The following is an 11244-nucleotide window of genomic DNA, read 5'->3' as shown; positions in this document are numbered from 1 at the left end:
TGGCCGCGATCGCGAAGACCCTGAAGGACGCCTCGGCCGCCTGGAACGCCAGCGGCATCGTGCCGCGCGCCGCCGAGCAGCGCATCAACAAGCGCTACCAGGATGCGGTGGCAACGGTGCAGGCCCAGGCCGACGCGATCAAGCGCCGCGCCGGCGCCGCGCAAGCCAACGCGCTGCGCGACAAGCTGCGGCTGACGCAATCGCTGGAAGCGGCCATCGGCGACGGCGGCGAGATCGACGCCGCCGACTGGCAGGCGCGCTGGTCGGCGCTGCCGCCGCTGGCCCAGGAATACGAACGCACGCTGCATGGCCGCTTCAACGCCGCGCTGGCGGCACTGGACGGCCAGCGCGGCGCTTACGCCCGGCAACTGGAAAACAACCGCGGCAAGCTGCTGGACGAGGTGCTGCGTCTGGAAATCGTGGCCGGCGTCGACAGCGGCGCCGAATTCGCGCGCGACCGCCTGAAGATGCAGGTGGAAGTGCTGCAATCGTCGCTGAAGTCGGGGCAAAAGCCGCAGAGCGCCACGGCCGCCTACCTGCAGCTGTGCGCCATGCCGGCGCTGGCCGACGCCCGCACGGCCAGCCGCATCGAGCAATTGTTCCGCCGCATCGGCGCCTCGGAGCGCGCATGAGCCTGAGCGAAGTGCGGATCCAGACCGAGGATTTCGATCTGTCCGCGGAAGTGGCGCAATTGCGCGCCGATCACCCCAAGGTTGGGGGTATTGTTACTTTCGTCGGCACGGTGCGCGACCTGAACGAGGGCGCCAGCGTGTCGGAAATGGAGCTGGAGCATTACCCCGGCATGACCGAGCAGTCGATCAGCGCCATCATCGATCAGGCGAAGCAGCGTTGGCCGGTCTTCAGCGCGCTGGTGATCCACCGCGTCGGCCCGCTCAAGCCCAAGGATCAGATCGTGCTGGTGGCGGTGACCTCGGCGCACCGGGGGGAGGCGTTTGCCGCTTGCGAGTTCATCATCGACTACCTGAAGACCGAGGCGCCGTTCTGGAAAAAGGAGCAGACGCCGGGCGGCGCGCGCTGGGTCGATGCCCGTGTCAGCGATGATGATGCATTAAAAAAGTGGCAAGTGCGTTAAATGCGGAATTGGCTCCTTGAAAACTAATTGCTCAACCCTATGTTAGCGATAGTTAAAAATACCGGAGCACTTCCATGCGTCAAGACAAACTCACCACCAAACTCCAGGAAGCCCTGTCTGACTCGCAGAGTCTGGCCGTGGGCAATGACAATCAATACATCGAGCCGGTGCACCTGCTGCTGGCCCTGCTGAACCAGGACGACGGCAGCGCGCGCTCGCTGTTGCAGCGCGCCGGCGTCAACGTCGGCGGGCTGACCAAGGCGTTGACCGCGGCGCTGGAGCGGCTGCCCAAGGTGTCTGGCACCGGCGGCAACACCCAGGCCAGCCGCGAGCTGGTCAACATCCTCAACCTGGCCGACAAGGAAGCGCAGAAGCGCGCTGACCAGTTCATCTCCAGCGAAATGGTGCTGCTGGCGCTGACCGACGACAAATCGGACGCCGGTACCTTGGCGCGCGAAAACGGCTTGACCCGCAAGTCGCTGGAGGCCGCCATCGACACCGTGCGCGGCGGCGCCAAGGTGGACAACGCCGACGCCGAAGGCCAGCGCGAGGCGCTGAAAAAATACACGCTGGACCTGACCGAGCGCGCCCGCATGGGCAAGCTCGACCCGGTGATCGGCCGCGACGACGAGATTCGCCGCGCGATCCAGGTATTGCAGCGGCGCAGCAAGAACAATCCGGTGCTGATCGGCGAGCCGGGCGTGGGCAAGACCGCCATCGTCGAAGGGCTGGCGCAGCGCATCGTCAACAACGAGGTGCCCGATTCGCTCAAGGGCAAGCGCGTGCTGGCGCTGGACATGGCGGCGCTGGTGGCGGGCGCCAAGTTCCGCGGCGAGTTCGAGGAGCGCCTGAAGGCGGTGCTGAAGGAACTGGCCATGGACGAAGGCCAGACCATCGTCTTCATCGACGAGATGCACACCATGGTGGGCGCCGGCAAGGCCGAGGGCGCGATGGACGCCGGCAATATGCTGAAGCCGGCGCTGGCGCGCGGCGAGCTGCACTGCGTCGGCGCCACCACGCTGGACGAGTACCGCAAATACATCGAGAAGGATCCGGCGCTGGAACGGCGCTTCCAGAAGATCCTGGTCGACGAGCCGTCGGTGGAAGACACCATCGCGATTCTGCGCGGTCTGCAGGACAAGTATGAGCTGCACCACCAGGTGGCGATTTCCGACGCGGCCATCATCGCGGCGGCGGAACTGTCGCACCGCTACATCACCGACCGCTTCCTGCCCGACAAGGCGATCGACCTGATCGACGAGGCGGCCGCCAAGATCAAGATCGAGATCGATTCCAAGCCGGAGGTAATGGACAAGCTCGAGCGCCGCCTGATCCAGTTGAAGATCGAGAAGGAAGCCGTCAAGAAGGAGAAGGATGAGGGCTCGCGCAAGCGCCTGGAGCTGATCGAGGAAGAAATCGTGCGTTTGCAGCGCGAGTTGAACGATTTCGAGGAAATTCTCAAGGCCGAGAAGGCGGTGGTGCAGGGCAGTACTCACATCAAGGAAGAGATCGACCGCATCAAGCTGCAGATGGAGCAGGCCACGCGCGAAAGCAACTGGCAGCGCGTCTCGGAGCTGCAATATGGCCGGCTGCCGGAACTGGAAGCGGAGCTGAAGCGCGCCGAGGCGGCCTCGCTCAACGGCGTGTCGCTGGAAAAGAACACGCCGCCCAAGCAAAAGCTGCTGCGCACCGAAGTCGGCGCCGAGGAAATCGCCGAGGTGGTGTCGCGCGCGACCGGCATCCCGGTCTCGCGCATGATGCAGGGCGAGCGCGAGAAGCTGCTGCACATCGAAGAGAAGCTGCACGAGCGTGTGGTGGGCCAGGACGAGGCGATCAACGCCGTGGCCGACGCCATCCGCCGTTCGCGCGCCGGCCTGGCCGATCCGAACCGTCCGTACGGCTCGTTCCTGTTCCTGGGACCGACCGGCGTCGGCAAGACCGAGCTGACCAAGGCGCTGGCCGGCTTCCTGTTCGATACCGAGGAATCGCTGATCCGCATCGACATGAGCGAGTTCATGGAGAAGCATTCGGTGGCCCGCCTGATCGGCGCGCCGCCGGGCTATGTCGGCTACGACGAGGGCGGCTATCTGACCGAGGCCGTGCGCCGCAAGCCGTACAGCGTGATCCTGCTGGACGAGGTGGAAAAGGCGCATCCTGACGTGTTCAACGTGCTGCTGCAGGCGCTGGACGACGGCCGCATGACCGATGGCCAGGGCCGCACGGTGGACTTCAAGAACACCGTGATCATCATGACCTCCAACCTGGGCTCGCACAAGATCCAGTCGATGGAAGACTCGGATCCGGGCGTGGTGAAGCTGGCCGTGATGGCCGAGGTGCGCTCGCACTTCCGTCCGGAGTTCATCAACCGGATCGACGAGATTGTGGTCTTCCACGGTCTGGATGAGAAGAACATCGGCGCGATTGCGCGGATTCAGCTGGCCACCCTGCGCCAGCGTCTGGCGAAGCTGGAGATCGGCATGGACGTCACCGATGCCGCGCTGCAGAAGATCGCCGAGGCGGGCTACGATCCGGTGTATGGCGCGCGGCCGCTGAAACGGGCGATCCAGCAGGAGATCGAGAATCCGCTGTCCAAGCTGATCCTGCAAGGCAGGTTCGGGCCGAAAGACACCATCCACGTCGATGCCCGCGACGGCCAACTGCTGTTCAGCTAACCGTTCGGGGACAGACCACGATTTTGCAATGTTCTGCAATCGTGGTCTGTCCCCGACGGTTTCAGCAGGAATGGACGATGCGGTTGCGGCCGTCGCGCTTGGCGCGGTACGGCGCGTCGTCCGCCCGCTAATGGTCAAGTGCTTGGGTGCGATTACTGTACCGTGGTTTGTCCGGCGCCAGCGAAGAATGTAGACGGAGAGCATCCAAAAGTTTTCTTGAACATCGCCGAGAAGGCGGATTGGCTGGCATAACCCAGCTCGGCCGACACCTGCGACAGCGGCACGCCGCGCGTGATCAGCGGCGCCGCGTGGGCCAGGCGGACCTTCTGGCGCCACTGGCTGAAGCCCATGCCCAGTTCGCGCTCGAACAGGCGCGCCAGTGTGCGCTCGGAAGCGCCGACGCGACCTGCCCAGCCGGCCAGTGTCAGTTCGGCGCCGGGTTCGGCGATCAGGGCGTCGCACAGGGCTTTCAGCCGTTTGTCCGCCGGCAGCGGCACCCGCACCGGGCGCACCGCGCAGCGCGGAATTTCGTCCAGGATCAGTTCCATCAGCAGCTGTTCGCGCGCCGAATGTTCCTGCCGGTCGTGCTGTTCCAGCGCCGCCAGCAGTTCGCGCAGCAGGCTCGATAGTTCCACCAGCTTGCATTCGTTGCCGGGAAAGGGCGCGCGGCCGGCGTACACGCACAGCGGGCGCAGGTGCGTGGCTTCCAGCACGGTCACGCTGTGTACCACGTCGGGCGGAATCCAGATGGCGCGCTGCGGCGGCACGATCCAGCTGCTGCGGTTGGCGTCGATGCGCATCACGCCCTGCACGGCATAGGTGAACTGGCCCCAGGGATGGTCGTGCGGCGCCAGCGTGGCGTTGGCTTGCAGGTCGCGGCCGGCCATGGTCAGCGGCCGGTGTTCGTCCGGGAAATCGCAATGCCAGTTGAAATGGGTATGGGTGACGATAGGGATGGCCATGGCGGAAATGCGATAAATGTTGTCGCCCTATCTTAAATCAGACCATGGCAATTTGCCTACACTGAGGCATTACTCTGGAGAACCGCATGAACGACACCACTTTGCTGCGCCAGGACGCCCGCGTGATCACGCTGGTCGGTCTGGCGCACGGCACCTCGCATTTTTATCACGTGATCCTGGCGGCGCTGATCCCGTGGCTCAAGCCCGAATTCGGCCTCAGCTACTCGGAGCTGGGACTGCTGATGACGATTTTCTTTGTGGTGTCCGGCGTGGGGCAGGCGATGGCCGGCTTCGTGGTCGACCGTCTCGGCGCGCGCACCGTGCTGTTCAGCGGCATCGCGCTGCTGGGGCTGTCGGCGGTGATGCTGTCCAGCGCCCACAGCTATGTGCAGCTGATGCTGGGCGCCTTGCTGGCCGGCTGCGGCAACAGCGTGTTTCATCCGGCCGATTACACCTTGCTGAACCAGCGCGTGTCCAAGGCCCGGCTGGCGCACGGTTTTTCGGTGCATGGCATCAGCGGCAATATCGGCTGGGCGCTGTCGCCGCTGTTTTTGACCTTCATGGCCGGGCGCACCGACTGGCGCACCGCGCTGCTGTGCGCCGCCTTGCTGCCGCTGGCGGTGCTGGCGCTGCTGGTCGCCAATCGTCATGCGCTGCGTCCCGCGCCGGCCGCGACGGCGGCGCCGGGCAAGGCGGCCGAGGCGGCCAGCCCGTTCGGCTTCCTGAAGCTGAAAGTGGTGTGGCTGTGCTTTGCCTTCTTCCTGATTTCCGCCGTGGCGCTGGCCGGCATCCAGACGTTTGCCGCGACCAGCCTGGTCAGTTTGTACGGCATGTCGCTGGCGACGGCCACCTCGGCCTACACCTGCTTCATGTTCGCGTCGGCGGCCGGCATGGCCTATGGCGGCTTCCTGGGCGCGGGCAGCCGCAACCATGATCGCATCATCATGCTGGCGTTCGCCTCGGCGGCGGTGCTGGCGCTGGTGCTGGCGGCGGCCGCGGTGCCGGCCTGGATGGCGGTGGTGCTGATGGGGCTGATCGGCCTGGTGACCGGCATCGCCGGCCCGTCGCGCGACCTGATGATACGCGCCGCCGCGCCGGCCAACGCCACCGGCCGGGTGTTCGGCGTCGTGTATTCCGGCCTGGACAGCGGCCTGGCGCTGGGACCGCTGCTGTTCGGCGCGCTGATGGATGCCCATCATCCGGCCGCCGTCTTCGTCTTCATCGGCCTGTTCCAGGCGCTGGTGATCCTGACCACGCTGGGCGTCCACAGCAACAGCCGCATGGCCGCCTTGCCGAAAACCGCATAGAATTTGAGTATCTTAATAACTATGCAAGGAGCCGCCATGAGCTTTGCCACCACCGATTTATGCGACGACAACACCAATCTGCTCGATGACGGTCGCCTGGCCGTGCTGCCGCCGGTGTTCAGGCATTGGGGCAAGCGTCTGCGCTTTTCCGGCCGCGTGGTGACGCTCAAGGTGCACGAGGATAATGCGCTGGTGCGCGCCACGCTGGAAACCCCGGGCGACGGTGCGGTACTGGTGGTCGATGGCGGCGGCAGCCTGCGCCGTGCGCTGGTCGGCGGTCAGCTGGGGCTGCTGGCGCAGGATAACAACTGGGCCGGCATCATCGTCGATGGCTGCGTGCGCGACACCGACGAACTCAATGCCTGCGAGATTGGCGTGCTGGCGCTGGCCGCCCATCCGCGCAAGCCGAACAAGAAGGGCGCCGGCGAGCGCAATGTGCGGGTCCAGATTGCCGGCGTGCCGGTCAATCCGGGCGACTGGATTTATGCCGATGCGGATGGTGTGTTGGTGGCGCAACAAAAGCTGGCATGAACCAGCTCGGCGTCCATGCTGAAGTGCAAGTGTTGGATGGCCGCATCACCGTTCCCGTCTATTTTTCCGCTATTTTTCGCTGATTTTTCATCATGCGAGAGTGGCGTTTCATATCTTGAAAAATGATGTGTTAACGCAGCATGAATATCTTCCACGGTGAGAAATTATGTTTCGTATCATGGAAAATATTAATTAAGTATATGATTTTAAATTGAATTAATTTAGTTATGTGTCTTATATAAGAGTATTGGTGCGCGGCACAAAAAGGCCTATTATTTCTCTAACGGTTTCGTTTTTAACTTGTCTGAGAAATAGGAGAACACCATGGCCACTCGTGAACAGCAAATCGCAGAACTGCAAAAAGACTGGGACACCAATCCGCGCTGGAAAGGCGTGACCCGCAGCTACACCGCCGAAGACGTGGTGCGTCTGCGCGGCTCGATCCAGATCGAACACACGCTGGCCAAGCGCGGCGCCGAGAAACTGTGGAACCTGGTGAATAACGAGCCCTTCGTCAACGCGCTGGGTGCGCTGACCGGCAACCAGGCGATGCAGCAGGTGAAGGCCGGCCTGAAAGCCATCTACCTGTCCGGCTGGCAGGTCGCCGGCGACGCCAACCTGGCCGGTGAAATGTATCCCGACCAGTCGCTGTATCCGGCCAATTCGGTGCCGATGGTGGTGCGTCGCATCAACAACACCTTCCAGCGCGCCGACCAGATCCAGTGGTCGGAGGGCAAGGATGACATCGACTTCTTCGCGCCCATCGTGGCCGACGCCGAAGCCGGCTTCGGCGGCGTGCTGAACGCCTTCGAGCTGATGAAATCGATGATCGAGGCGGGCGCCGCGGGCGTGCACTTCGAAGACCAGCTGGCGTCGGTGAAAAAATGCGGTCACATGGGCGGCAAGGTGCTGGTGCCGACCCGCGAGGCGGTGGAAAAACTGACCGCCGCCCGCCTGGCGGCCGACGTGATGGGCACGTCGACCCTGGTGATCGCCCGCACCGACGCCGAGGCGGCCGACCTGCTGACCTCGGACGTGGACGCCAACGACCAGCCGTTCTGTACCGGCGAACGTACGGTGGAGGGCTTTTACAAGGTGCGCAACGGCCTGGAACAGTCGATCTCGCGTGCGCTGGCCTACGCGCCGTACGCCGACCTGGTGTGGTGCGAAACCGGCAAGCCGGACCTGGCCTTCGCCAAGGCGTTCGCCGACGCCGTGCACGCCAAGTTCCCCGGCAAGATGCTGGCCTATAACTGCTCGCCATCGTTCAACTGGAAGAAGAACCTGGACGACGCCACCATCGCCAAGTTCCAGAAGGAGCTGGGCGCGATGGGCTACAAGTTCCAGTTCATCACCCTGGCCGGCTTCCACGCACTGAACTACGGCATGTTCAACCTGGCGCACGGCTATGCGCGCCGGCAGATGTCGGCCTTCGTCGAGCTGCAGGAAGCGGAATTCGCCGCCGCCGAGAAGGGCTTCACCGCGGTCAAGCATCAGCGCGAAGTCGGCACCGGCTACTTCGACGCGGTCACCCAGACCATCCAGAACGGCCAGTCGTCGACCACCGCGCTGCACGGTTCGACTGAAGATGAGCAATTCTTCGATGCCAAGAAAGTAGCTTAAGAGGAGTCGGAAGGAGAAGAGGGAGGCGACACCTCCCCACTTAGAGGCCGCGGCGACACAATCGCCGCGGCCTTGCCGTTTCACGGCTGCTGCTGGTGCTGCTGCAGATGGCGGCGCAGGCGCTGCTGGAATTCATCGACGTCGTCGACCGTGGTCAGGTCGTCGTCGACTTCGACCATGTGGCAGGAATGGCCGGGCGCGAACGACACGGTGGCTTCCACGCCGTCCTTGTTTTCCGACAGGTTGTGGCCCTGAACGGCGCCCAGCACATTGCCGTGCGCATCGGTTACGATGGTCATCTTCATGACATGCCTCCGCCTTGCAGGTTGTGGAAGCAGCCGCCGACGCCCTGGTTGTGGATGGCAACGAAATACGTGGCGTTGCCATTGTTGTCCTTGCGCTTGCGCTGCTGGTCGGCCAGGTGCACCGCCCCCTGGTTGGGCGTCTTGACGTCGGCCGAGGCGAACTGCGTGCCGTGGTCGGCGCCGTAGGTGTAGCTCCAGAACGCCGTCTGACCCGGAGCCAGGAAGGTCAGCGGCCCTACGTTGTTAAAAGCCATAATCTCCTCCTTCAGAAAGAATGCCGCGGATGCGGCAATTCCATCTTAGTCAGCCCATCCGTCAGCACTTTGACGCAAACGATATGGCCGGTTTTTTGGCCGGGCGCCGGTTCTGAGGGATAATGTCGGATTGAATCAATCAGGAATCGCCGCTTATGTTCTCTTACCGCCACGCCTTCCACGCGGGTAACCACGCCGACGTGCTCAAGCACTTCGTCACCATCCAGTTGCTCCAGTACCTGAACCAGAAAGATGTGGCCTATACCTACATCGACACGCACTCGGGCGCCGGCGTCTATGAACTGGATGGCGCGTTTGCCACCAAGAGCGGCGAGTCCGAGACCGGCATCGGCTCGCTGTGGAACCTGAACGAGATGCCGGCGCCGATCCAGGAATACGTCGCCCTGATCAAGGCCATGAACCCGAGCGGCAAGATGCGCTACTACCCGGGCTCGCCCTACATCGCCGAGCAGGTGGCGCGCGAGCAGGACCGTATCCGCCTGTTCGAACTGCACCCGGCCGATGCCAAGCTGCTGGCCGATAACTTCCGCAAGCTGGAAGAGCATGCGGCGGCGCAAGGCGTGCGCCCGACCGTGCGCGGCAAGCGCGTGCTGGTCACCCGCAGCGACGGCTTCGCTTCGCTGAAGGCGCTGCTGCCGCCGCCGTCGCGCCGCGCGCTGGTGCTGATCGACCCGCCATACGAAGACAAGCAGGACTATAAAAAGACCAAAGATGCGCTGGAAGACGCGCTGAAACGCTTCCCGACCGGCACGTACGCGGTCTGGTATCCGCTGCTGAGCCGTCCGGAATCGCGCTTGTTTGCCGACAAACTCAAGACCTTGCCGGCCAGCAGCTGGCTCAACGTGGTGCTGACCACGCGCAAGCCGACCCCGGACGGCTTCGGCCTGCACAGCAGCGGCATGTTCATCCTGAACCCGCCGTACACGCTGGAGCCGATGCTGAAACAGGTGATGCCGTGGCTGGTCAAGGCGCTGGCCAAGGACAGCGGCGCGCGCTTTACGCTGGAAACCGGCACTCAGGCAAGCTCAGCGCGCAACAGTGGCGAGCGCCGACCGCCCGCACGGCAGAAAAACATTGTCAAGACGGCATAGTTGGGTATAGGCTGGGAAGATGTGATCGCAATGGGAGCTACCCATGATGTTAGCCTCGTCGCCGGCGCCATCCAAATTAGCAGATAACTTCTTCCTCGCGCGCCAGCCCATCCTCAACCGGGGGCAGCGGCTGGTGGCCTATGAATTGCTTTTCCGCGACGCGGCCGCCTACAACGGCGCCGCCATCACCGACGACACCGAAGCCACCTGCACCGTGATCGCGCACGCCTCCCAGCTGGGCATGGGGCAGGTGGTGGGCGACCAGATGGCGTTCGTCAACGTCGACACGGTCGGCTTGATGAGCGACTTCATCCGATTCCTGCCGAACGACAAGGTGGTGCTGGAGATCCTGGAGACGGTGAAGGCCACGCCGGAAGTGCTGGCGCGCATCCGTGAGCTCAAGCGCTCCGGCTTCCGCTTCGCGCTGGACGACGTGATCGGTCAGTCGGACGACGTGCAAAAGCTGATGCCGCTGTGCGATGTGATCAAGGTCGACATCAAGGACATGCGGCCCGGCACCTTGCCGGCGCTGGCGCGCGTGCTGAAAAATCCGCAACAGAAGCTGCTGGCCGAGAAAGTCGAGACCGTCGAGGAATTCCAGGAGTGCATGGACCTCGGCTTTGAATACTTCCAGGGCTATTACTTTGCGCGGCCGGTGATCCTGAGCGGCAAAAAGATCTCGCCATCGCAGCTGAGCGTGCTGCACCTGCTGGACCTGATCGACACCGACGCCAGCAGCCAGGAAATCGAGCGCAGCGTCAAGCACGACGCCCTGATCACCTTAAACCTGCTGCGGCTGGTGAACACGCCGGCGGTGGGCGCGCGCTACCGCATCAACTCGGTCGGCCACGCGCTGATGGTGCTGGGGCGGCGTCAGCTGAAGCGCTGGCTGCAGATCCTGCTGTACGTCAAAAACGGCGGCACCCAGGAATTCACCTCGCCGCTGCTGCAACTGGCCACCACGCGCGGCAAGATGCTGGAACTGATGACCGAATACCGCAAGCCGGAGCAGCGCGTCAGCGCCGACATCGGCTTCACGGTGGGCGTGATGTCGCTGATGGACACCCTGTTCTCGATCCACATGCACGACGTGCTGGAAAGCGTCAACGTGCTGGACGAAGTGCGCGACGCGCTGCTGCACCGCGGCGGCGACTACGGCGCCATGCTCAGCCTGATCGAACACCTGGAGCGCGGCCGCGACGGCCAGCGCCTGGCGCAGATGCTGCATGCGCTGGAACTGAAGCCGGCCGAGCTGTACGCCATCCAGCTGGCCGCCATCGAATGGGTCACCGAATACAACCGCGGCTATTCCTGATCCGGGGTCAGTTCCGCCAATCGCACACGGGCTCTGCCGTAGCGGCCGCTACGGCAGAGCCCGTGTGCGA

At 63.8% G+C, this 11244-nt stretch carries 10 protein-coding genes and 1 pseudogene; 8 read left to right on the top strand and 3 right to left on the bottom strand.

Translation table 11 applies throughout. From position 1 onward, the window contains the following. The 3 genes and pseudogenes from E4L98_RS15770 to clpB all read left to right on the top strand — a co-directional run. Positions 1 to 632: pseudogene (locus E4L98_RS15770) on the top strand (DUF349 domain-containing protein); the annotation flags it as partial. Further along, on the top strand, positions 629 to 1093 hold the full coding sequence (gene moaE, locus E4L98_RS15765; RefSeq protein WP_135202506.1) for a molybdopterin synthase catalytic subunit MoaE: 465 nt from the start codon (positions 629 to 631) through the stop codon (positions 1091 to 1093). The pseudogene E4L98_RS15770 and the gene moaE, both read left to right, overlap by 4 nt. 74 nt (positions 1094 to 1167) lie before the next feature. Next, positions 1168 to 3765, top strand: a complete 2598-nt coding sequence (gene clpB / locus E4L98_RS15760; RefSeq protein WP_135202505.1) for an ATP-dependent chaperone ClpB — start codon at positions 1168 to 1170, stop codon at positions 3763 to 3765. Positions 3766 to 3917: 152 nt separating this feature from the next. Here clpB and E4L98_RS15755 read toward each other — a convergent pair whose 3' ends face one another. Next, on the bottom strand, positions 3918 to 4727 hold the full coding sequence (locus E4L98_RS15755) for a helix-turn-helix transcriptional regulator (protein ID WP_135202504.1): 810 nt from the start codon (positions 4725 to 4727) through the stop codon (positions 3918 to 3920). Positions 4728 to 4813: 86 nt separating this feature from the next. Here E4L98_RS15755 and E4L98_RS15750 point away from each other — a divergent pair, with 86 nt between their 5' ends. The 3 genes from E4L98_RS15750 (at position 4814) to aceA (ending at position 8188) form a co-directional block, all read left to right on the top strand. Continuing rightward, positions 4814 to 6034: an MFS transporter gene (locus E4L98_RS15750; RefSeq protein ID WP_135202503.1), complete on the top strand. Its 1221-nt coding sequence runs from the start codon at positions 4814 to 4816 to the stop codon at positions 6032 to 6034. A 36-nt stretch (positions 6035 to 6070) separates the two neighbouring features. Next, on the top strand, positions 6071 to 6565 hold the full coding sequence (rraA, locus tag E4L98_RS15745; protein ID WP_135202502.1) for a ribonuclease E activity regulator RraA: 495 nt from the start codon (positions 6071 to 6073) through the stop codon (positions 6563 to 6565). 324 nt (positions 6566 to 6889) lie between these two features. Continuing rightward, positions 6890 to 8188 carry an isocitrate lyase gene (aceA, locus tag E4L98_RS15740; RefSeq protein WP_135202501.1) on the top strand — a complete coding sequence of 433 codons (1299 nt, stop codon included), beginning with the start codon at positions 6890 to 6892 and terminating at the stop codon, positions 8186 to 8188. A gap of 80 nt (positions 8189 to 8268) precedes the next feature. On the opposite strand, the gene E4L98_RS15735 is transcribed toward aceA, so the two are convergent. Together E4L98_RS15735 and E4L98_RS15730 are read right to left on the bottom strand one after the other, a co-directional pair. Beyond that, entirely contained in the window at positions 8269 to 8493 is a 225-nt protein-coding gene (locus E4L98_RS15735) for a hypothetical protein (RefSeq protein WP_135202500.1), read from the bottom strand. Further along, positions 8490 to 8747 carry a hypothetical protein gene (locus E4L98_RS15730; protein ID WP_135202499.1) on the bottom strand — a complete coding sequence of 86 codons (258 nt, stop codon included), beginning with the start codon at positions 8745 to 8747 and terminating at the stop codon, positions 8490 to 8492. The genes E4L98_RS15735 and E4L98_RS15730 overlap by 4 nt, the downstream gene beginning before the upstream one ends. A 155-nt stretch (positions 8748 to 8902) precedes the next feature. On the opposite strand from E4L98_RS15730, the gene E4L98_RS15725 reads away from it, so the two are divergent. Both E4L98_RS15725 and E4L98_RS15720 read left to right on the top strand, forming a co-directional pair. Next, a complete protein-coding gene (locus tag E4L98_RS15725) occupies positions 8903 to 9859 on the top strand; it encodes a 23S rRNA (adenine(2030)-N(6))-methyltransferase RlmJ (protein WP_135202498.1) in 957 nt (318 codons plus the stop codon). Between the two features lie 43 nt (positions 9860 to 9902). After that, entirely contained in the window at positions 9903 to 11174 is a 1272-nt protein-coding gene (locus tag E4L98_RS15720) for an EAL and HDOD domain-containing protein (protein WP_135202497.1), read from the top strand. Positions 11175 to 11244: the final 70 nt, after the last annotated feature.

This window comes from Duganella callida (assembly GCF_004614165.1).
In the GTDB taxonomy this organism is placed as follows: Bacteria; Pseudomonadota; Gammaproteobacteria; order Burkholderiales; family Burkholderiaceae_D; genus Rugamonas; species Rugamonas callida.
This window is presented reverse-complemented; position numbering and strand designations above follow the sequence as displayed.

Coding starts and splice junctions, on each gene's coding strand:
- moaE (WP_135202506.1), top strand. CDS start 629: ATGAGCCTGAGCGAAGTGCGGATCCAGACCGAGGATTTCGATCTGTCC.
- E4L98_RS15720 (WP_135202497.1), top strand. CDS start 9,903: ATGATGTTAGCCTCGTCGCCGGCGCCATCCAAATTAGCAGATAACTTC.
- rraA (WP_135202502.1), top strand. CDS start 6,071: ATGAGCTTTGCCACCACCGATTTATGCGACGACAACACCAATCTGCTC.
- aceA (WP_135202501.1), top strand. CDS start 6,890: ATGGCCACTCGTGAACAGCAAATCGCAGAACTGCAAAAAGACTGGGAC.
- E4L98_RS15725 (WP_135202498.1), top strand. CDS start 8,903: ATGTTCTCTTACCGCCACGCCTTCCACGCGGGTAACCACGCCGACGTG.
- E4L98_RS15755 (WP_135202504.1), bottom strand. CDS start 4,727: ATGGCCATCCCTATCGTCACCCATACCCATTTCAACTGGCATTGCGAT.
- E4L98_RS15730 (WP_135202499.1), bottom strand. CDS start 8,747: ATGGCTTTTAACAACGTAGGGCCGCTGACCTTCCTGGCTCCGGGTCAG.
- E4L98_RS15750 (WP_135202503.1), top strand. CDS start 4,814: ATGAACGACACCACTTTGCTGCGCCAGGACGCCCGCGTGATCACGCTG.
- E4L98_RS15735 (WP_135202500.1), bottom strand. CDS start 8,493: ATGAAGATGACCATCGTAACCGATGCGCACGGCAATGTGCTGGGCGCC.
- clpB (WP_135202505.1), top strand. CDS start 1,168: ATGCGTCAAGACAAACTCACCACCAAACTCCAGGAAGCCCTGTCTGAC.